This window comes from Herbaspirillum sp. meg3 (genome assembly GCF_002257565.1).
Lineage (GTDB): Bacteria > Pseudomonadota > Gammaproteobacteria > Burkholderiales > Burkholderiaceae_D > Herbaspirillum.
Genome location: NZ_CP022736.1, coordinates 2,305,872 through 2,327,582, shown reverse-complemented (window position 1 = coordinate 2,327,582; position 21,711 = coordinate 2,305,872). Strand labels below are relative to the sequence as shown.

Below are 21,711 nucleotides of genomic sequence, written 5' to 3'. Positions count from 1 at the left end.
TGCTCTGGAGGATGCCGCCTTGGCAACACCCGCGCGTCATTATACACAGCCAGCCGTGTCAAGTCACCGATACTGCCTCAGGGAAATACCCCGAAATTACTGCTTTAGCGCCTGCCCTTGCGCTATCATCCAGCCCAAAACACGCTCTGGAACTAAAGGATCGAACATGGCCAAGCTGGAAGATATCGTCAAAAGACAGAAACACGGCGCGCAATTCGTGCTGTCGGCGCAGATGCTGGGTATGGATTTTGCGACCTTCGACACGGTTGCACAAACCTGGATAGAGCACGGTGGCCCCGGCTTCGGGGCGACCGGCGTACCGTTTCGCAAGGTGATCGACGGCGAATTCCTGATCGCTCGTCTGACCGTAATCAAAACCGATCCGGACTAAACGATCTCACTGATCATTCATATTTGCGCGCATCCTCAATGACCTTGCCGTCATTGGGTAAACTCCCAGGCGCCGCAAACAGCACTTCACCACGCAATTTGGTGATGTCGCGCACACTGTCGGCAATCGCCCCCGCCTGCTCCACCGCACTGCTCATGTCCATGGTTTCGCAATGCAGTGTCATGCTGTCGTTCGCCATTTCACCACTGACCACCAGGCGCGCCTTCAGGATCAATGCGTGACGACGCGTGATCTCGGCCACCTGCGAGGGATGCACAAACATGCCTCGTACCTTGGTCGTCTGATCGGCACGCCCCATCCAGCCCTTGATGCGCGTATTGGTACGGCCGCATGAAGAAACACCGTCAAGCACCGCCGACAGATCGCCGGTGCCGAAACGAATCAGCGGATAGTCCGGATTGAATGACGTCACCACCACCTCACCCACCTCACCCGGATTGACCGGATCGCCGGTGCCTGGACGTACGATTTCCAGAATCAGATCCTCATCAAGGATCATGCCCGGATTGACCTTGCCGTCGCTGATCGACTCGTAGGCGATATTGCCGATATCGGCCGAGGCATACAGCTGCAACACGTTCGGTACGCCGTTGTCGTGAAACCAGCTGCGCAATGAAGGCGGCAAGGCTTCGGCGCTGACCAGCGCGCGCTGCAGGCTACCGAGGGCGACACCCATTTCCTGCGCTTTTTCGATGATGATCTTGAGGAAAGACGGCGTGCCGACATAGGCGTCCGGCCTCAGTGCCGCCATGGTTTGCACCTGCAACTCAGTCTGACCAATGCCCGAAGGAATCACGGCGCAACCTATCTTGGCTGCCGCGCCCTCAGCCATGAACGCCGCCGGCGTGAAATGGTAAGAAAAACAGTTCTGAATGATGTGCCCCGCACGCAGCCCCAGCGCGCGCATCGGCCGCTCGAAACGCCACCAGTCCAGCTGATGCCCTTCCGGATCGAAGATCGGTCCCGGCGAGACGAACAAGCGGCGTAACTGGCGATGCGGTGTGGTATTGAGTCCGCCAAACGGCGGCGCGGCGCTCTGCAAATCTTTCAGATCCGATTTGCGCGTGACCGGCAACTGCGCCAGCGCAGAGCGGTCCCGGATGTCGCCGGCGTTGACGCCTTTGAGGATGCGGTTCCAGCCTTCAGCGCCCTGCGCACGCGCCACCAGATCCGGTAAAGCGCGCATGAGCGTGCCCTCACGCTGTTGCGGATCGCGTTGTTCCAGAGAGTCGAGAATATCGGACATGAAGATACCGTTTGCGTAGTCGGAAAGAAAAAGTGCAGCAAGGATGACTATCGTTCACCGGCGTCAGGCCAGCCAGCGCTTGCGGCGCCGGTAAAATTTCATGTCGCGGAAGTTCTTGCGTCCGGCGGCCGAGACGCCGAGATAGAATTCTTTGACGTCCTCATTGCTCGCCAGATCGTTGGCAGCGCCTTCCATCACCACGCGGCCGTTTTCCAGGATGTAGCCGAAATCGGCGTAGCGCAGCGCCACCATGGTGTTCTGTTCCGCCAGCAGGAAGGACACGTTTTCCTTGGTGTTGAGGTCTTTGACGATCTCAAAGATCTCTTCCACGATCTGCGGCGCCAGTCCCATCGACGGCTCGTCGAGCAAGATCATCGATGGCTTGGCCATCATGGCGCGGCCGATGGCGGTCATCTGCTGCTCGCCGCCCGAGGTGTAACCGGATTGCGACTTGCGGCGTACTTTCAGGCGCGGGAAATAGTCATAGATTTTTTCCAGTTCCTGCTTCACTTCGCTGTTGCTGATGTTGCGCGTATAGGCGCCGGTCAGCAGATTTTCTTCCACGGTCAGATGGCCGAAACAATGCCTGCCCTCCATCACCTGAATCACGCCGCGCTTGACCAAGTCGTTTGGTGTCAGTTGGTCGACGCGCTCGCCCTTGAATTCGATACTGCCCTTGGTGACGTCGCCGCGCTCGGCCGTCAGCAAGTTGGAAATCGCCTTGAGCGTCGTGCTTTTTCCCGCTCCGTTGGCTCCCAACAGCGCGACGATCTTACCTTCCGGCACCGCCAGTGAAACGCCCTTGAGGACCAGAATCACATGGTCGTAAATGACTTCGATGTTGTTGATATTCAGTGCTGTACCCATGCTCACTCCAGCTTGGCCTGCCTTGTTCGGATCTGCTTCTTCAATGCCACTCAATCTTGTTCAAAAAAGCGTCGGCGCGCCCGACACACATCAACACGCCGACGCCAAGGCCTGAACTTATTTCATGCAGGCTGGGGTAATACCTTTTTCTTTTGCATATTTAGCAGCAGATGCCTTGAACAGCGGGTGGATCAGGTTCTTGTTGCCTTCGATCCAATCCGATACCAGCACCCATTTGCTGCCGTCCCATTGCTGAATCTTGACCTTGCCCGAACCCTCATGGTTGTCGCAGGAAGTCTTGATCTCAGGCAGCAGACCGGTTGCGCCCAATTGTTGCAGGCGAGCGTTGGTGATGTTCAGGTTTTCCAGGCCCCAGCGCACGTCCTCGCCGCTCATGACCTTTTTGCCGAACTTGCCTTGCGCGGTGCGCACAGCCTCAACCGTTGCCAATGCTGCCGAGACGCCGCGGTTGTAGAGTACCGAACCGATCTTGTTCTTATCCTGCAGGTTGCCCTTGCCGGCGCCGTAGACCACCTTCTCGATATCGGCGATCAGTGGTACGCCCTTGCCTGCCACGTTCCAGGTCGCGCTCAGATAACCCTTGGCGGCATCGCCCGCAGGGATGGTGTCTTCCTCAGAGCCTGCCCACCACGAACCGATGATCTTGTCGCGTGCAAAGCCGACCTTTTGCGCCGCCTTCAACGCGGTCTGGTTCATCACACCCCAGCCCCAGAAAATCACATAGTCGGGATTCTCCTGACGGATCTTCAGCCATTGCGCGCCCTGCTCGTTGCCGGGGTGAGCAACCGGGATTTCCACCAGCTTGAACTTGCCGATACTGGCTTCCGCTTCCAGTGCAACGATTGGTTCTTTGCCGTAAGCCGAGTCGTGGTACAGGAACACGATCTTCTTGCCGACCAGCGAACCGCCGTTCTTGGTGGACAGATATTTAACGATGGCCGATACCTGCATCTGATAGGTCGTCACCAGCGGGAAAGCGTAAGGAAATACCGAGCCGTCCACCGCATCGGTACGGCCGTAACCGATCATCAGCAGCGGCACCTTGTCCTCGGCGCTCTTGTCGATCAGCGCGTAGGAAATCCCCGTCGCCATCGGATTGATGGCGGTGCCCTTAGTGACGGTGTTCTTGTTCTTCATGCGCTCATAGCACTCGACGCCTTTGGCATTGTTGTACTCGGTTTCGCATTCTTCCCAGGACAGCTTGACGCCGTTGACGCCGCCATCCTTGAGATTGACGTAATTCAGATAGTCGACATAGCCGCCGTAATACGACTGGCCGTTGGTGCCGTAAGGGCCGACCCGATAGCTCGGAATCGCGATGAACTGATCATTGGCCTGCGCCATCGCCGGCAGCGCGGGGGCCAGGAAGCTTGCAGCAACGGTCGCAGCAAGCACCAGCTGTTTGATATTTTTCATACGTGTCTCCTTGTGTAGTTTTACCCATGTGCGCGCTTTTCTTGCGCGCATCGTTTTACTTCTGCAAAGCGATTGGTGCATAAGCGTATTAATGCGGGAACGGCCACAGGCGCAACTTCTCCTTGGTAATCTGCCACAGGCGCGCCAGCCCATGCGGCTCAACAATCAGGAAGAAAATGATCAGCCCGCCGAACAGCATGAGCTGGATATGCGACACCGTCGCATTGGTGAACGGCAGGTGCAAAAAAGACGCCAGCGGCGGCAACACGTTATCGAGGAAGATCGGCAACAGCAGGATGAAGGCCGAGCCGAGGAAGGCGCCAAGTATGCTGCCGACACCACCAATGATGATCATGAACAGGATGCGGAACGACAAATCCAATGAGAAGCCGTCAGGCTCTACCGAACCTAGGTAGCAGAACGCATACAGCGCGCCGGCCACACCGCAGAAAAACGAACTCACCGCAAACGCCAGTAGCTTGGTGCGCATCAGCTGGATACCGATCACCTCCGCTGCGACGTCCATGTCGCGCACCGCCATCCAGGCGCGGCCGGTCGATGAGCGCACCAGATTCTTGGCCAGCATCGCCATCACGCAGACGATGCCGAGCACGAACAGATATTTCTTCACCGGCGAGTTGATGTCGATACCGAAGAAATCGATCTTCTGCGTACTGATCACACCCGACGAACTATTGTTGGAGAACCAGGAAAACTTGGTCAGCGCCCACACCACGAAGAACTGCGCCGCCAGCGTCGCCACGGCCAGATAAAAACCTTTGATCCGCAATGACGGCAGACCGAACACAATCCCCACCAGTGCAGCACAACCACCCGCAAGGATGAAGGACAACACAATGGGAATGCCCTCAATGCGTAGCTGGAAGTTGTAGGCGGCATAGGCACCAACGGCCATGAAAGCAGCCGAGCCTAACGATAGCTGGCCCGCATAGCCGGTCAGGATATTCAACCCCAGCGCCGCCAATGCAAACACCAGGAAAGGAATCAAAATCGCAGAGAACCAATACTCGCTGCCTATCAGGGGAATACCGACGAAGGCAATCGCCAGCAGAATCGCCATGCCGATGCGATCCTGCCGGATCGGAAAAATCTGGCTATCGGCAATGTACGACGTCTTGAACTGTCCGGCCTCACGATAAAGCATAGTGTTTCTCCTGGGTCTCCATACGGCGAAGCGTCGATGTGCTTCGTCCTTTATTTTTCATGCCGCCGATGTGATTCTGTGCGATCACACCCGGTCAATATGCCGTTCGCCGAACAATCCCTCAGGACGCACCAGCAGGAACAACAGCGCAAACACATAAGGGAACCAACCCTCAATGCCGCCGAAGTTGCCGCCGAACAGATCTTGCAAAACAGGTGGGATATAGATCTCGGCCAGCTTCTCCGACGCGCCGATGATGAGACCGCCGACAATCGCTCCCGGGATCGAAGTAAAGCCGCCCAGGATCAGCACCGGCAACGCCTTCAGTGCCGTCATCGTCAGCGCAAACTGCACGCCATTGCGCGAGCCCCACAGCAAGCCGGCCACCAATGCAACGAACCCGGCCACACCCCAGACGACCGCCCAGATATGTTGCAGCGGAATGCCCAGCGACAATGCCGCCTGATGATCGTCGGCAACAGCGCGCAAGGCGCGGCCGACTTTGGTGCGTTGAAAGAACAAGGCCAGCAGCGACACCAGTGCAATCACCATGCCGGACGCAAACAGATCGAACTTGGAGATGCCGATACCGATACTGTCCATGATGGACATGATCGGCTCGTCAACGATGCCCAGATTGATCGCGCGCACTTCGCTGCCAAACAGCAAAGGTCCCAGGCCTTCCAGGAAAAACGCCAGGCCGATGGTTGCCATGAACAAGGTAATCGGCGGCTGATTGACCAACTTGCGCAAGACAAAACGCTCAGTCGCCAGCCCCACCAGAATCATCACCACGAACGAGCCGATGATGGCCGCCCACATCGGCATGCCCTTATCCATCAGGCCGACCACGGCCAGTGCGGCGAAATACACCATCGCGCCCTGGGCAAAATTGAACACGCCCGAGGCCTTGTAGATAAGTACGAAGCCCAGCGCCACCAGCGAATACATCAGGCCGGACAGCAAACCGCTGAGCGTCACTTCAAAGAAAAATTGCATCTGCGTTCTCCGCTTGTTCTGTTCGCTGGATTAGTGTGATGTGCCGAGATAGGCTTTGATCACTTCAGGATTGGCCATCACTTCGTCCGGCGTGCCGTCGCCGATCTTCTTACCGTAGTCGAGCACAACCACGCGATCCGAGATATCCATCACCACGCCCATGTCATGCTCAATCAGCACGATGGTGGTACCGAACTGTTCGTTGACGTCGAGGATGAAGCGGCACATGTCCTGCTTTTCTTCCACGTTCATGCCGGCCATCGGTTCGTCCAGCAGCAGCATGCTCGGCTCAGCTGCCAGCGCGCGCGCCAGCTCGACGCGCTTTTGCAAGCCGTACGGCAGGCGCCCTACGGGCGTCTTGCGGATGTGTTGAATCTCGAGGAAGTCGATTACCTCTTCGACTTTGTGGCGATGCTGGATTTCTTCATTGCGTGCCTTGCCCCACCAGATCGCATTGGCGAGAAAACTGGAATGCATCTTGGTATTGCGGCCGGTCATGATGTTGTCTAGAACAGTCATACCCTTGAACAGCGCAATGTTCTGGAACGTACGCGCAATGCCCTGACGCGCCACTTTGCTGGGATGCATGCTGTGGCGCTGCTCACCGCGAAAAACGATGTTGCCTTTTTGCGGGTGGTAGACGCCATTGATGACGTTGATCATCGAGCTCTTGCCGGCGCCATTGGGGCCGATGATGGCGCGGATCTCATGTTCGCGTACATTGAACGAGATGTCGGTCAGCGCCTTGACGCCGCCGAAGGAAAGCGAAATATTCTGCAAATCCAGCACGACTTCGCCGATCTTGCGACCGCCGTCTTCTATTGCCGGCACATCCTGTCGCGCTGGTTCCATTGGCTGCACTTCTTCCGTGATATGTCTTTTCATGGTGGTCATGCAGGCCTATGCCGCTTGATTGAGGTTGGCGAAGGTCTTGACGTCGGCGATCTTCAGATCGGCCGAAATCATGCCCTGGCGACCGTCTTCGAACTTCACCTGCGTCTCGATGTATTGCGATTGCTTGCCCGCGTAGAGCGCTTCGATCAGCACGCCGTATTTCTCGGCGATGAAGCCGCGCCGCACTTTGCGGGTACGCGTGAGTTCGTCATCGTCCGGATCCAGTTCTTTATGCAAAATCAAAAAGCGATGAACCTGCGAATCGGCCAGCAAAGGATCCTGCACCAGATCAGCGTTGACCTTTTCGACGCATTCGGCAATCAAGGCATAGACACTTTGATGCGCAGCCAAATCGGTGTATCCGCTGTAGGCAAGATGGCGTCGCTCGGCCCAATTACCGACGGCGTCCATATCGATGTTGATGAAGGCAGTGCATTGCTCGCGCTGGTTACCGAAGACGACCGCTTCCTTGATGAAAGGAAAGAACTTGAGCTTGTTCTCGATGTACTTGGGTGCGAACATCGTGCCGCAGGCCATCTTGCCGACATCCTTGGCGCGGTCGATGATTTTCAGATGGCCATCGGCGTCGAAGAAGCCGGCGTCACCGGTATGAAAATAACCGTTTTCATCAATCGCTTCCGCAGTTGCATCAGGACGTTTGAAGTAAGATTTCATCAATCCCGGCGAGCGCACCAGCACTTCGCCGTTGCTGTCGATATGTACCTCCACACCCTTCATCGGCCGGCCGACAGTGTCGAGCTTGACGTCACCGGAAGGTTGCATGCACACCGTCACACAAGTTTCCGTCATGCCGTACAACTGCTTGAGATTGATGCCAAGCGAACGGTAGAAGTCAAACAAGTCCGGGCCGATCGCTTCACCGCCGGTATACGCCACACGGATGCGCGACATGCCGAGTACATTTTTCAGCGGGCCGTAGATCACCAGATGACCGATCGCGTATAGCAGTCGGTCGCTCAGCGAGACATCCGGCTTCTTGTCGAGAATGCGCATGCCGACGCGGCGCGCAATCTTCATGAAGCCATGAAACAGCTTGCGCTTGACCCAGCCGGCATCTTCGATGCGGATCATCACTTGCGTGAGGATGTTTTCGTAGATGCGCGGCGGCGCGAAATAATAGGTCGGGCCGATCTCCCGCAAGTCCGTCATGACGGTGCTCGGCGACTCCGGGCAATTGAGGCAGAAGCCGGCCACATGCGTCTGCGCGAACGAGTATAAAAAGTCGCCCACCCATGCCAGCGGCAGATAACACAGCACGTCGTCGCGATCGTTGAGCTGATCGAACTCCACCAGCGTCGTCGCGGTGGCGATCATCGCGGCGTGCGAGTGGCATACGCCTTTTGGCTTACCCGTGGTGCCGGAGGTGTACAGAATGATGGCGATATCGTCAGTCGTCAGCGCATTGACCTGCTCCATGAAGAACGATGGATTGGCCTTGTCGTAGGCACGTCCCAGTTCCTGCACGCCGGCAAACGACGACAGTTCCGGCTGGCGATAATTGCGCATGCCGCGCTCATCGTCATAGATGATATGCGTCGGACGTTCGCTGCCTTCGGAGAAATTCAGTTTGATGTCGAAGACCTTGTCGACCTGCTCCTGGTCTTCGGCAACGACGAAATCGATTTCCGCATCATTGAGCACATAGGACATGTCGGCTGCGGGAGCGTCTTGATACAGCGGTACCGGCATGCCGCCCAGGCATTGCGTGGCCGACATAGCCCAGTACAAGCGAGGGCAATTATTGCCGATGATCGCGAGGCTCATGCCGCGCTTGAAACCGAGTGCAGCCAGGCCGCAGGCAAACGCCCTCACCTCGTCGGCAACCTGCGCCCACGTTGTGGTTTGCCAGATTCCCAGATCCTTTTCCCGGAATGCCGGGCGATCCGGGCGTGCTTGTGCATGCATCAGGAGCAACTGCGGAAATGTCTGCGCTCCTGGACGTTGTGTTGTCTCCACCATCGTCCCACCTTTATTTATAAACGTTCGTTGCTGCCGGGTATGGCTTTGCAGCGAAACGTTTGGGGTCTCTATGTGTGTCAAGTCAGTCTGAACCGGGATGCTTACGTCGCACTTACTGGGGCGCCATCAGTTTTTCTGCTTGTCCGCCCTCGTAAGCGAGCCGGTATTGCGCTGCTTTTGTGCGATGATAGTAGTGTGAGTTGACTGGCAGGGTTGTCATCTCACAGACAATTGCAGAACAATTGCCAAACTTTTGATATTGCGACGCATCATAGAACTCATTCCAATGACAAGAGACACATCGATTAAGGACATGCTGGGCAAGACTATCTGGGCGCAATCGCTGACGACTGAGCAATTAGCGCGTGTTCAAGCAGAAGTATTCAGCCGCAAGTTTTCCGCCGGCGCATTCGTGTGCCACAAAGGCGATCCGGTCACGCATTGGATAGGCGTGCATGAAGGCCTGCTGAAAATGAGCAGCGTTTCACCGGAAGGCAAGACCGTTTCTTTCGCAGGCATGGCCAATGGCGGCTGGCTGGGAGAAGGATCGCTGCTCAAGGACGAGCCGCGCAAATATGACGTGGTGGCGCTGCGCGACAGCGAGTTGCTATACATGCCGAAGGCGACCTATCTCTGGCTGCTGGACAACAGCATCCCCTTCAACCGTTTTCTCGTGACGCAGCTGAATGAGCGGCTGGCGCTGTTCATATCATTGGTGGAATACGATCGCATGCTCGAACCCGATGCGCGCGTGGCGCGTTGCTTGGCAGCCTTGTTCAATCCTTATCTGAATCCGGGCATCGGACTGGAGTTGCAGATTTCTCAGGAAGAAGTCGGTAACCTCTCCGGCGCGTCACGCCAGCGTGCCAATCAAGCCTTGCAGGTATTGGAGAAAGCCGGTTTGCTGAAAGTCGATTACGGCAGCATCACCATTCTTGATCTGGATGGCTTGCGTCAGTTTCCGTCTTGAAAAAGATCAAGGGCGCAGAAATCAATCCGACATCACAGTGACAAAAAACTGAAGCATCCAAGAAAAATGCAGGCTCGATGCCTGCATTTTTTATTTGTGCTTGATCGTCGCTGCCGGTAACTTAACGAACCGATTTGTTACGCGTCACCCAATACTGTCCGGCGTCTGCAACCGTACCAATGAATTCGCGCGGATCGGCTGACTTCATCAGATAACCGTTGGCGCCCAACTGGTAACTTTGTACGATGTCGCGCTGATCGTCAGAGGAAGAAAACATCACCACCGGAATGTGCGCAGTGGCAACATTCGACTTAAGCATCTTCAGAAAGTCATGTCCGCTCATCAGGGGCAGATGCAAATCAAGAAGGATCAGACGCGGATGCAAATCCTTGCGATCGGCGTAACCGTTCTCGGCAAACATGAAGTCCGCGGCCTCTTCGGCGTCGGCGAACCAGGTCATCTTGTCCGAAAGTTTTTTTGTTTCCAACGCAATGCGCGTCAGCTCGGCAACTTCCGGGCTGTCGTCCACCAGCATAATATCCATTTGCTCCATATGCAGATCACTTTCTTGCGGGCACTACTTCTAAACATCACCAGTTTCTGCACCAGAATACTGCACGACGGGCTTGTGGCATGCCGTGTATGAAGGTGAACAGGCTTGATCGACGTTGAATTTATCTGCATGTACTGGTTCTTAGCCACATTCGCAGTATCAGGTCGGCGAATTAATTATGGCATAAGCAACAACGGTCGCTATCAGGATTTTCCCGACATGGATCCTTTACTTATCGGATGTGGTCAGGCCGGTGCGGATCGCATAGCGAACCAATCCGGGGACATCACGGATCTCCAGACGCTCCATCAATTGGGCACGATGCGTCTCGATGGTTTTGGCGCTGACATTGAGGCGGTAGGCGATTTCCTTCGTATTGTTGCCTTCCGCAATCAGCTGCAGGATCTCGCGCTGGCGCGGTGTCAATACTTCCACCGGCGTGCCGTCCTGCGCGACTTTCTTCATGTATAGATCCAGCGCCTCCTTGGAAATATGCGAATCGAGATATTGCCGGCCATGGATGACTTCGATCAGCGCCTTCTCCAGTTCATAGGCAGCAGAATCCTTGAACAGGTACCCGTTCGCACCGGCGTTAAGCGCCTGCATCACGTATTCTTCGCTGCCGTACATCGACAACATCAGAAATTTGATGGTCGGATGATCAGCGCGCAAGCGGCGCACCGCTTCCAGTCCGTTCATGCCTTTCATGGCGATATCCATTACCACCACGTCGGGCTTGTGCTTTTCCGTCAGTTCGATGGCGGCGTTGCCGTCATCGGCCTCGCCCACTACTTCAATCCCAGGCATCGCCGTGAGCAGCGAGCGAATGCCGCTGCGCACCAGTGCATGATCGTCCGCCAGCAAAATTCGTGTCAACATGTTCAAACCCTCCGCATGACTGGTGTAACAGGCAATTGCAAAACAATCTCGACGCCCTCGCCGGGCGCAGAGGCGATATCCATGGTGCCGCCGACCAACACGGCACGCTCTTCCATATTCAATAATCCGAAACTCGTCCCCGAAATGGCGCTGCTGCGCGCCTTCTCGATGTCAAACCCTTTGCCGTCATCGCGAATGCTCACGTTCAACTGATCCTGGCGCTGGCTGACTTTGACCCAGATGTTTTCTGCCTTGGCATGACGCAGGATGTTGGTGACAGCTTCCTGCACGATGCGAAAGCAGGTGTTTTCGATATCGTGGTGCAACTCAGCCGATATCGGCGAACTCTCGAACCAGCCTTTCACATTGGCAAGGTTGGATTTGTTTTCAACATAGGATCGCAGCGTGGCGATCAGCCCAAGGTTGTCCAGCTGCGGTGGCCGCAAATCCAGCGACAGGCTGCGCACCTGCGACAACACCGATGCCACGATGTCGATGCCGTTCTGCAACGACGGGCCTTCGAGTGAGCCGGTTTTCTTGATGGTCTCCAGATTGATCTTCAAGGCGGTGAGCGATTGGCCGACGTCGTCGTGCAGCCCGCGTGCCAGATGCTGACGCTCACGTTCCTGGACTTCGATAACGCGGCTGGCCAGCATCTTCTGCCGCTCCATCGCTTGCTCCAGCTCTTTCTGTGAATTGACGCGCTCGGTGACATCCATCGCCAGACCTGCAGCAAGGCTCTTGCCGTCGCTGCCGATCGGGAAGCGCACCACGTCCATGATTTTTGGATTGTGATTGGCATCGAAGATGGTTTCCTGCGTATGCATTTCGCGCTTGCTTTCGAGCACCAGGCGGTCATGCTCTTGCGCATTTTGCGCCGCGCCACTGGACATCAGGTCAAAGTCACTCAGGCCGATCATGTCACTGGGCGTCATGCCAAAAAATGCAGACTGCGCCGGGTTGACGTACAGATAACGCAACTCGGCATCCTTGATCCAGGCCGGCATCGGCGCGGCATTCATGAAGGCGTAAAAGCGCGCCTGCATCTCGCGTAATGCGGCGGAACTTGCACGCTGCTTGCGCCGTACCAGCGCATCGCGCAGTTCACGCTCGACCGCAATCGGGAGCCGCGCGATACTGCTCTTGAGGAAGTAATCCTGCGCGCCCGCCTTCATCACCTCCACCGCCGTTTGTTCCCCGATCGCGCCGGAGACGATGATGAAAGGAATCTGATCATTCTGGCGCTTGACCATCTCCAACGCATCCACCGCACTGAACATCGGCATCGAATAATCGGAAATGACAATGTCCCATTTGTCACGCATCGCGGCTTCCATGTCAGGCTCCGTATCGACCCGTTTCCATGTCGGCTCGAAGCCGCCGCGCTTGAGCTCGCGAACCATCAGGATCACGTCTTCTTCCATGTCTTCGACAAACAGAACCCGGAGTGGGATACTCATCATTCGGCTTTCGTAAAAAGTCGTCACGGATGCCGCGCGATGGCGTCACCCTGATCGATTCATGCAAAGTCTGACTGTTCTTTCGGCAAGGAAAAATAAAAACTGGTCTCTTCACCCGGCGTGCTTTCTGCCCAGACGCGACCACCATGCCTGACGACAATACGCTGCACCAGCGCCAGGCCAATGCCACTGCCCGGAAAGTCCTCCTGCTTGTGCAAACGCTGAAAAGTCCCAAAGAGTTTATGTACATAGCGCATGTCAAACCCGACGCCGTTGTCGGTCACGCGATAGATCATTTCTTCAGGCGTTTCCGTGACTCGGACGCTGACCCTCGGCGCCAAAGTCTTGCTGCTGAATTTGGCGGCATTGCCGAGCAGGTTTTCCCACACTTCAACAATCAGAGCGCGGTTGGCGATTACGTCGCCCAGCGGATCGACGACAAATTCAACGCCACTATATTCGCGCTGCAATTTCTTGATGGCTTGCCCGACGATGTCCTGCATGGAGATGCTTCCCAAGGTCAGCTCGCCGGTCCCCGATCTCGATAACCGCAACAAGTCATTGATCAGCCCATCCATTTTCTTGACGTTCTTGCCGATGACTTGCAGCAGTTCCCTACCCTTGTCGTCCAGAGCTTCTGCATAGTCCTCTTCGACCATCATGGCGTAGCCGGAAATAGCCCTCAGTGGAGCGCGCAGATCGTGCGAGACTGAATACGAGAAGCTCTCCAGCTCTTTGTTGATATTGCTCAAATGCAGAGCCTGCCGTTTGAGATCGGCGTTGAGTTCCTCAATTTCACGCTCATTCTGCTTGCGTGCAGAGATGTCGTAAATCACACTGCGACTGAGCCTATGTCCTGTTTCCGGATGCTGCGCCGTGCTGGCACTCATCAACGCAGAAAAATGCGTCCCATCGGCGCGCCGGTAATCGAGGTCAATATTACTGACTGATTTATCTCGCAAAAACCGCGGCCAGACCTCAAGCCGATAGCGCTCGGCACTTTCCACCGTCAGCAGATCGGCTTGTTTGAGCTTGCCGATCACCTGCTCGCGGGTGTAGCCAAGCCATCCAAGTTCGGTATCGTTCATCTGTACGATCAATCCGTTCTCTTCATCAATAGAGTGGTAACCACAAGGCGCGTGGTTGTACAGATCAGCGAGTTCCGCGGCGTAGATACGTTCCTTCGTCTGCGCAGCCCGACGACGTTGCATCTCGCTCTTGAGACGCAAATATACGATCAGCAAAAGTGTCAGGCTAACGATACTGCCGCCAACGATGGCGACAATGCTCCAGTCGATGCTCTTCTTTGTCTCGATCGAGCGCTTTGCCAGCAACGCGTTTTCCACTTCCTTGAGTTGCATGAACTGCTTGCGGATGTCTTCGTTCAGAACACGGCCATATGAGTAAAGACTATCGAGCCGGACATCCTTGTTGGCTCCCACCAAGGTGTGAGCCAGTTCGACGCGTTTGCTGATGTTCTCGCTGAGCTGCGCCAGTCTCGCCATTTGCGCCTGATCACCCAGTTCCAGAGTGCGCAAGCCGCCAAGCATGTCGAGTAAGGCCGCACTATCCGCTTCAAAACTGAGAAGATCATCTTGCTGACCAAAGAGAGCATAGCCACGCGCACTGGCAACCAAATCGCGCAAGGTCGAATGTGTCTCTTCAAGACGCTGCAAAACTGTATGCGTACGTTGAACCGACACCGCCCTTTCTTCAAAAATACGTACGCTGCGATAGGAGACGACCGTGACGCCAACCGATAACAGCATGGCGAAAAAGAAAAAGACGCCGGTATTCGCGATGGAGGATTTTCTCTTATTTAATATCGGCATCGTAACGATGGATTTCGATGAGGCTTTAACAGTTTGTCGGGGACACTGTGCCGGCGCTAAACAGCACCTGGCACTGCACTGCGATGCACTGATGTTGCGGTCCGCTAAAAATCGATTTGCAAAAACTAGCTTTTACTCGTTATGGTCGTTGCATTGCTTGTACTTACCGGCTTCGCTTTGTATTGCGATCTTCGTCTTTTTATTCTTTTCCGCATTGACGTGCTGTCTGCCCTGCCAACTCACATCGGCACTGTCCGCCGAGTGCATGAAATCTCTGGTTCTTGCGGCCGCTGCATTTGATATCGCTATGCATCAGACCAGCAATCACCATTCGACTTGGCACTACTCCATCATACCCGTCGAGAAAAACAGTGAATCTATTTGTTTTTTTGGCATTTCTGAACGAAAGAAAATTTCTCTGACGACATTAAATGTTTGCATATAAACACTAAATGTTGTCTTCGTCAGACATCTCCCTCTTCAAAGAACCCAATCCCGATGTCAAGTCAGGGTTTTCCTTAGAATTTATTTTATAATAGCCTCAAATATACGACGTTACCAAACGGCATTTTATTCAAATGAAAACAAAGCAAAAAATCGCATTTGCAATGGGGGCAGGAGTACTGTTATTGAGCAGTCTGGGTCAGGCTGCAACATCGACAGGAAACCTGGCAGTGTCCGCTATCGTCACTTCGACGTGTAGCGTGCAGAGCGCCGCCCTGCCATTTGGCGTCTATAACTCTTCCGCAGTACAACAGTCGGCGCAAGTCGGCGTAGTGTGCTCCAGCGGCACCAGCTATACCGTCAGCTTCGACGCAGGCGCGGCTCCCGGCGCCACAGCAACCGATCGCAAACTGGTCGGCGATTCCAACGCAACACTGAGCTATGCCCTGTACCAGGATCCAGCTCGCAGCAAGAACTGGGGCAACGCCTCCGGTTCGGACACAGTGACCAACATCGGTAACGGCTCCCAACAAAATCTGCCTGTTTATGGGTATATCCCAAGTGGCCAAAATGTTAAAGCGGGTAGCTACAATGATGTTGTAGGGATCACACTCTCGTATTGATACGTTCTATTAATACGTTCTATTTTTAATGCATTTCTGATACGCTGATTACCAGAAGTGACGTTTCAGCTTAATTAACAGTCACGTTAGCAAACCGTCGCAGCCACTCCGGCAGTCCTGCATTGCCCATTCATTGTTGTAGTTGAATTAGCGTTCTTTCGTCGTTACGGGGGAAAATTATTTTTTACTACCTTGCACGCCTCTCTCTCCTTCTCTGCTTAGCTTACGGGCTCATCGTCCCCGCAGCTGTTGCCTCGAACTTCGAAATATCCCCGGTAGTATTGGAACTGTCATCGGCCCGAACGGCTGGCGTCGTGAAGATCGTCAACAACGATACGCACGATGTGTCGCTTCAAATACGCGCCTATGACTGGACGCAAAAAGATAGTCAGGACAGTCTCGAACCGACCCAAAGCCTGATCATCAGCCCCCCGGTGTTTACTGTGGCTCCTGGTGCATCGCAAACCATCCGCATTGTTTCCAAGCGCCCTGCTGAAATCAACGAGATCGCCTATCGGCTGCTGGTCGATGAAATTCCGACTGCCTCCGCCGGGCCGGCGATCAATTTCAAATTCCGTATTTCCATGCCGATCTTCATTGCCCCCAATGCGGCGGCAAATCTGAAGATGGGCTGGGCCATCAGCGCTGGCAAGCCCCCCAGGCTCATCGTTACCAATACCGGCAACCGGCGCGGACGTCTGCTTAACATGGCGCTGACCCTGCCCAACGGCAAGAAAATCACGCCGCCCGCAGGCGCCAATCCTTATACGCTTGCGGGTATGACCAGACAATATGTGTTTGATGTGGAATCGCCGCTGCCCGCCGGTTCGCTGGTGAAGATGACCGCGAATTCGGACTCTGGCCCGATTGATACCGAGCTCACCGTGACGCCTTGATAAGACCCGCAACATGGATCGGCTTGCTCGCCTTTACCGTCAGCGCTTATGCGTATGGCGCGGCTCAGGATTCCGCGGAAACTTTGTTGCTGGAAGTATCCATCAACGGCAGGACGACCGAACTGGTCGGACAATTCACCAAACGCCAGGATGGCTTGTTCGCTACCGCAGGTGAACTGCGCAGCCTGGGCATCAAGGTGCCGGGAAAAGAGGATGAGCTGGTGCCGATATCCGGCGTCACCAGCAAGATCGACCTGAATCCGACGGCGTTGAAAATCGACATGGAAGTACCCATGAATTTTCTGAACACCACCGATATTGCAACATCAGGCAAGTCGGCCGATAACGTGCCATTGACCGAGAACGCGCGTGGTGCGTTGCTGAATTACGACTTGCTGGCAACCACGAGTGAAGGCGTACATAGTCTGGGTGGTTACTTTGACGGCCGTTATTTTTCCGGTAGTAGCGTATTCAGTTCGACCGGTCTGGCCTACTTTGCAGGCAGCCCGGCGAAGTCAGCACGGCTCGACACCACCTATACCTATTCGAACCCACGTGAGCTGATTCGCTATCGGGTCGGTGACTTCATCACCAGCGGCCTGTCGTGGACACGACCAGTGCGATTTGGCGGCGCACAGTTCGGCACCGACTTTTCATTGCGCCCCGATCTGATCAAGTACCCGACACCCAGCCTGGGGGGCGAAGCGGTTGTGCCCTCGACTGTCGATCTGTTCGTCAATGGCGTACGCCAGCTTTCTCAACCGGTGCCACCGGGGCCGTTTGAAATCCGGCAGGCGCCGATCGCCACCGGCGCAGGCCAGATTGCCGTGGCCGTCACGGACGAGCTGGGACGCCAGACATTCCGCACCATACCGTTCTACGCCACGGACAAACTGCTGGCAGAGAATCTGTCTTCTTACACGGCCGAAGGCGGTTTCGTGCGGCGAAATTACGGATTGCGCAGCAACAATTATGGCGAGTTTGCCGTCGCAGGGACTGCGCGCCACGGCTTCAGCAAGATGCTGACGCTGGAGACGCATGCTGAAGCAATGCGGGGCATGACGCTGGCCGGCGGTGGGCTGGTCTATAACATCGACAACTTCGGTGTGTTGACCGGCGCGGTATCCGGCAGCAACTCGGATGCCGGCACTGACCAGCAACTGGCAGTGGGCTTCGAGCGCAGTACCAGCCTGTTCAGCATGTCGCTGATGCGCACGCTATCGGGGCCAAACTACCGCGATATCGGTGCCATGGAAGGATCGCCGGTATCACGCTCATCCACCATTGGGACGCTCGGTCTCAATCTGGGCTCGTTTGGCTCGGTCAGCCTGGCATATACCTTGGTAAAAAGCCCAGTGATCATCTCCACCTTAGGCAACATCGGGATCAGCAACAGCGAGAGCGTCACCGTTTCTTATTTCAAATCGGTGTCGCGCGGCGCCAATCTTTATGTGACCGGCTTCCGGGATTTTCGTAATGGCGGTTACGGCGCATCAATCGGCCTGATCATGCCGTTTGGGGACAACAGCGCGGGCGGCGTGAGCGTGAACAACAACAACGGTATGAAGACAACCTCCGTGCAAGCCAGCCGCCCGACGATCTCTCCGGGCGACATCGGCTGGCAACTGCAGACATCCGAAGGCTCCTACAAGCAACGCTACGGCGAAGTCGATTACAAGGGCACCAAAGGCCGCGCCAGCTATACCGTGGCGCAAAGCAACAACACGACCAGCCAACGCGCCGGCGTTCGCGGTGCGGTGGCATGGATGGATAACTCCCTGTTCATGTCGAATTGGGTCGACGACAGCTTTGCCGTCGTCAATACGGAAGGCGCCAGGAATGTCGGCATCTACACCGAGAACCGCTATGCCGGCAAAACCGATGGCAGCGGCCAGCTCCTGCTGACTGACTTGCGCGCCTATGACGTGAACAAGATATCAGTCGACGTGCTGGATTTGCCTCTGACACTGCAAATGGATCAGAACGAGCAGTACGTCAAACCACGTGACCGCTCTGGTGTGGTCATCAACTTCAAGACTAAACGGACTTCTGATGTGAACCTGGTTCTCAAGATGTCCAACGGTGACTTCGTCCCGGTCGGCTCCAGCGTCAAGATTCGCGAAAACGGCCAGCAAGCACCGGTTGGCTATGAAGGCGCCGCCTATTTGTCCGAGCTTGGCGCCGTCAATACGCTCGATATCCTCATGCCGTCCGGAGAAACTTGCCAGGCGGTGTTGATCCCTGACCGCAATCTGGATGGCGGCATGAGCAGCAGCACATTGGAGTGTCACTGATATGAAGAACATACGCTCTCTGCTTCAGGTTGCCACTCTGCTGCTTGCCAGTCTCTGCGGCATTGGAAATGCACAGGCACAAGCCTGCACCGCCTCTTCGCTCCCGGTTGCGTTTGGTATTTATGATCCGAAGAGCGCATTGCCAAGCGAAACCACCGGCACCATTACGGTTGTCTGTCAGGCCACAGTCGCCTTGCTGGTCGCCTATACCGTGAAGCTAAACGGCGGATCGAGCGGCAGCATCGGCGCGCGCAAGATGAATACCTCCGGGTCACAACTGAGCTATCAGATCTACATGGACGCCGCGCGCACCATCGTATGGGGTGACGGCACCAGTAGCAGCAGCTATAACGTCGGCGGTTATCTGCTGTCCGTGCTAGTCCCAGTCACGACTAATTACACCGCTTATGGACGCATCACGGCACTGCAGAACGTCTATGCAGGCGCGTACACGGATACGCTGACGATTCTGGTGACGTACTAAGGCTTGCGGAGCTGTCGGCTATCCGCCGCGAGAGTGTATTCCGCGAAAATTACGTTGTTTTCGTAACTGCTAAGGAATTTCCTGATGTGTTGGAAGCTCTTGTAGGGATTCCCCTGATTTTGTGAGAGGTGTCAAAAATATAAAGTTCACCTGTACCCGGCGAGTTCGACATTCTTGTAATGGGACAAGAAACAGAACCACCGAATCCAGGAGAGATTGCTATGTTCACCATCAAAAAAAATCGTGTTGTCTGTGCCACCCTCGCTGCTGCCATGCTGGTTTCCGGCGCGCCGGCTTTCGCTGCTACGTCGAGCGGTTCGCTGGTCGTCACCGCAACCGTGCTGGCATCTTGCACGGTGGTTGGTTCGACCATCGCCTTCGGCAACTACACCAGCTCGCAAGTTGACCAAACCGGCAACGTTGCGGTTCTGTGCACCAACGGCACTTCTTACACCATCGGTCTGGATGCAGGTGCCGGCACCGGCGCCACGACCACTGTCCGCAAACTGACCGGCTCGCTCGGCGGCACATTGAATTACGCACTGTATCGTGATTCCGGCCGCACCAATAACTGGGGCTCGACCATCGGCACCGATACGCAAGCAGGTACCGGCAACGGCCTGGTTCAGAACCTGACCGTCTACGGCCGTATTGCAGCCAGCCAAACTCCACTGGCCGGCGTCTATACGGACACAGTGACCGTCACACTGACCTACTAGTTTCCTTCCGGTATCGACTGAGCCCGCTTTTGCCTTTACAGCAGCTCAATGATGCCGGTCTTGCGGGTAGAAAAGATCCAGGCGACTGCCACCGGCATCTGCTCTTCCTGCTCCTTGAGAAGCCGTTAAGTATTACCTCAGGCTCACCAGAAGTTCGCTTGTACCCGCCGCTGTATGGATACTGTTCATAAGACCAAAACGCAGGGTCGGGGTAAGGAGAGAACAATGTTCTTTGTACGAAAACATCGCATTTGTTGCGCCGCTGCGGCTATCACCATCGCAACGGCGGGTATGCACATGGCCGCGCATGCCAATAGCACCAGCGGCGTGAATTCGTCGGCGGCTGTGCTCGCCACCTGCACGATTGTCGGTTCGGCCATTGCATTCGGCACCTACTCATCAACGCAGGTCGATCAAAGCGGCACCATTGCAGTGGTGTGCACCAACGGCATTTCTTATTCGATCGGACTGGACGCTGGAGCCGGTACCGGTGCCACGACCGCGGTGCGCAAGCTGACAGGCTCTTCGGGAGGCACGTTGAACTACACCTTGTATCGGGACGCAGCACGCACCAGCAATTGGGGATCGACTATCGGTACCGATACACAAGCCGGCAATGGCAACGGCATCGTACAAAATTTAACCGTCTATGGCCGGATCCCTAGTGGGCAAACACCACAAACGGGCACTTATACCGACACGGTGACCATTACACTCACCTACTAAGGCTTACTGTCGCCTATTGCCTCATACTGACGCGCTTCACTCCAACATCCCCCTCTCGAAATCGGGTAGCAATCGCTGCCAATATCCTCACCCCACGGCCAATCCGGCTGCAATCACGCGTCTGTTTTTGCCTGTCTAGGGAAATTCCTTAAGCAAATAACATCACATTGAGGAATCTCCTGATTCTGGCGAAGGCATCAGAAATATAAAGTTCACCTGTGCCCACCGAATTGGAAATCCTCGTAATGGGACGAGGATACAAAAACGGTCATCCAGGAGAAATCGCCATGCTCACATCCAACAAAAACCGCGTTATCAGTGTCGCAACCGCCGCTATCCTGCTGGCTTCCAGCGCTCCGGTCTTTGCGTCTTCCACAGCAACGGGTTCGCTGATCAATACAGCAACCGTGCTGGCATCCTGCACCGTGGTTGGTTCGACCATCGCCTTCGGCAACTACACCAGCTCGCAAGTTGATCAAACAGGTAACGTAGCTGTTCTGTGCACCAACGGCACTTCTTACACTATCGGCCTGGATGCCGGTGCCGGCACCGGCGCTACCACCACAGTCCGCAAACTGAGCGGTTCGCTGGGCGGCACACTGAATTACGCGCTGTATCGCGATTCCGGTTACACCAATAACTGGGGTTCGACTATCGGTACCGATACACAAGCCGGCACCGGCAACGGCCTGATCCAGAACCTCACCGTCTATGGTCGTATTGCCGGCAGCCAGACTCCTCTGGCCGGTGTCTATACCGACACAGTGACGGTTACCCTGACTTACTAAGTTGCGTGATTGATGTTCCTGCGGAATCAGAAATCCGATGGCT

21 protein-coding genes are annotated in these 21,711 nt (G+C 55.5%); 10 read left to right on the top strand and 11 right to left on the bottom strand.

Features of this window, described 5'->3' with window-relative positions:
- Positions 1 to 166: 166 nt before the first annotated feature.
- Positions 167 to 391, top strand: coding sequence for a hypothetical protein (locus hmeg3_RS10575; protein WP_094563684.1), 225 nt, complete (start codon positions 167 to 169; stop codon positions 389 to 391).
- 13 nt (positions 392 to 404) lie between these two features.
- Here hmeg3_RS10575 and hmeg3_RS10570 read toward each other — a convergent pair whose 3' ends face one another.
- From hmeg3_RS10570 to hmeg3_RS10540, 7 genes are all read right to left on the bottom strand, one after another.
- Positions 405 to 1,658 carry a phenylacetate--CoA ligase family protein gene (locus hmeg3_RS10570; RefSeq protein ID WP_094563683.1) on the bottom strand — a complete coding sequence of 418 codons (1,254 nt, stop codon included), beginning with the start codon at positions 1,656 to 1,658 and terminating at the stop codon, positions 405 to 407.
- A gap of 63 nt (positions 1,659 to 1,721) precedes the next feature.
- A complete protein-coding gene (locus hmeg3_RS10565; protein ID WP_094566251.1) occupies positions 1,722 to 2,525 on the bottom strand; it encodes an ABC transporter ATP-binding protein in 804 nt (267 codons plus the stop codon).
- 117 nt (positions 2,526 to 2,642) lie between these two features.
- Positions 2,643 to 3,962: an ABC transporter substrate-binding protein gene (locus tag hmeg3_RS10560; RefSeq protein ID WP_094563682.1), complete on the bottom strand. Its 1,320-nt coding sequence runs from the start codon at positions 3,960 to 3,962 to the stop codon at positions 2,643 to 2,645.
- 88 nt (positions 3,963 to 4,050) lie between these two features.
- A complete protein-coding gene (locus hmeg3_RS10555) occupies positions 4,051 to 5,127 on the bottom strand; it encodes a branched-chain amino acid ABC transporter permease (RefSeq protein WP_050478826.1) in 1,077 nt (358 codons plus the stop codon).
- Between the two features lie 84 nt (positions 5,128 to 5,211).
- Positions 5,212 to 6,126: a branched-chain amino acid ABC transporter permease gene (locus tag hmeg3_RS10550; RefSeq protein ID WP_094563681.1), complete on the bottom strand. Its 915-nt coding sequence runs from the start codon at positions 6,124 to 6,126 to the stop codon at positions 5,212 to 5,214.
- A gap of 30 nt (positions 6,127 to 6,156) precedes the next feature.
- Positions 6,157 to 6,978, bottom strand: a complete 822-nt coding sequence (locus hmeg3_RS10545; RefSeq protein WP_232511949.1) for an ABC transporter ATP-binding protein — start codon at positions 6,976 to 6,978, stop codon at positions 6,157 to 6,159.
- A 48-nt stretch (positions 6,979 to 7,026) separates the two neighbouring features.
- Positions 7,027 to 9,000, bottom strand: a complete 1,974-nt coding sequence (locus tag hmeg3_RS10540) for a long-chain fatty acid--CoA ligase (RefSeq protein ID WP_094563680.1) — start codon at positions 8,998 to 9,000, stop codon at positions 7,027 to 7,029.
- Positions 9,001 to 9,313: 313 nt separating this feature from the next.
- Here hmeg3_RS10540 and hmeg3_RS10535 point away from each other — a divergent pair, with 313 nt between their 5' ends.
- Positions 9,314 to 9,970, top strand: a complete 657-nt coding sequence (locus hmeg3_RS10535; RefSeq protein ID WP_198361865.1) for a Crp/Fnr family transcriptional regulator — start codon at positions 9,314 to 9,316, stop codon at positions 9,968 to 9,970.
- Positions 9,971 to 10,091: 121 nt separating this feature from the next.
- Here the strand turns inward: hmeg3_RS10535 and hmeg3_RS10530 are convergent, their stop codons facing one another.
- From hmeg3_RS10530 to hmeg3_RS10515, 4 genes are all read right to left on the bottom strand, one after another.
- Entirely contained in the window at positions 10,092 to 10,523 is a 432-nt protein-coding gene (locus hmeg3_RS10530; protein ID WP_198361820.1) for a response regulator, read from the bottom strand.
- 228 nt (positions 10,524 to 10,751) lie between these two features.
- Positions 10,752 to 11,402 carry a response regulator transcription factor gene (locus hmeg3_RS10525; protein WP_050478831.1) on the bottom strand — a complete coding sequence of 217 codons (651 nt, stop codon included), beginning with the start codon at positions 11,400 to 11,402 and terminating at the stop codon, positions 10,752 to 10,754.
- Positions 11,403 to 11,404: 2 nt separating this feature from the next.
- Positions 11,405 to 12,862 carry an ATP-binding protein gene (locus hmeg3_RS10520; protein ID WP_094563677.1) on the bottom strand — a complete coding sequence of 486 codons (1,458 nt, stop codon included), beginning with the start codon at positions 12,860 to 12,862 and terminating at the stop codon, positions 11,405 to 11,407.
- A gap of 59 nt (positions 12,863 to 12,921) precedes the next feature.
- Positions 12,922 to 14,565, bottom strand: coding sequence for an ATP-binding protein (locus hmeg3_RS10515; protein ID WP_369828870.1), 1,644 nt, complete (start codon positions 14,563 to 14,565; stop codon positions 12,922 to 12,924).
- Between the two features lie 43 nt (positions 14,566 to 14,608).
- Here hmeg3_RS10515 and hmeg3_RS24945 point away from each other — a divergent pair, with 43 nt between their 5' ends.
- The 8 genes from hmeg3_RS24945 to hmeg3_RS10480 all read left to right on the top strand — a co-directional run bounded on the left by hmeg3_RS24945 (position 14,609) and on the right by hmeg3_RS10480 (position 21,668).
- Positions 14,609 to 15,139, top strand: coding sequence for a hypothetical protein (locus tag hmeg3_RS24945; RefSeq protein WP_198361921.1), 531 nt, complete (start codon positions 14,609 to 14,611; stop codon positions 15,137 to 15,139).
- 184 nt (positions 15,140 to 15,323) lie between these two features.
- Positions 15,324 to 15,761: a spore coat U domain-containing protein gene (locus tag hmeg3_RS10510; protein ID WP_232511948.1), complete on the top strand. Its 438-nt coding sequence runs from the start codon at positions 15,324 to 15,326 to the stop codon at positions 15,759 to 15,761.
- 314 nt (positions 15,762 to 16,075) lie between these two features.
- Positions 16,076 to 16,657, top strand: coding sequence for a molecular chaperone (locus tag hmeg3_RS10505; protein ID WP_232511947.1), 582 nt, complete (start codon positions 16,076 to 16,078; stop codon positions 16,655 to 16,657).
- Positions 16,654 to 18,951: a fimbria/pilus outer membrane usher protein gene (locus tag hmeg3_RS10500; protein ID WP_094563674.1), complete on the top strand. Its 2,298-nt coding sequence runs from the start codon at positions 16,654 to 16,656 to the stop codon at positions 18,949 to 18,951. Before hmeg3_RS10505 ends, hmeg3_RS10500 begins: the two co-directional genes overlap by 4 nt.
- A 1-nt stretch (position 18,952) precedes the next feature.
- Complete coding sequence (locus hmeg3_RS10495) at positions 18,953 to 19,435, top strand: spore coat U domain-containing protein (RefSeq protein ID WP_094563673.1); 483 nt, start codon at positions 18,953 to 18,955, stop codon at positions 19,433 to 19,435.
- 221 nt (positions 19,436 to 19,656) lie between these two features.
- On the top strand, positions 19,657 to 20,154 hold the full coding sequence (locus tag hmeg3_RS10490; protein WP_094563672.1) for a spore coat U domain-containing protein: 498 nt from the start codon (positions 19,657 to 19,659) through the stop codon (positions 20,152 to 20,154).
- Positions 20,155 to 20,379: 225 nt separating this feature from the next.
- Entirely contained in the window at positions 20,380 to 20,880 is a 501-nt protein-coding gene (locus hmeg3_RS10485) for a spore coat U domain-containing protein (protein ID WP_094563671.1), read from the top strand.
- 287 nt (positions 20,881 to 21,167) lie between these two features.
- Entirely contained in the window at positions 21,168 to 21,668 is a 501-nt protein-coding gene (locus hmeg3_RS10480) for a spore coat U domain-containing protein (protein WP_094563670.1), read from the top strand.
- The last annotated feature ends 43 nt before the right edge of the window (positions 21,669 to 21,711 follow it).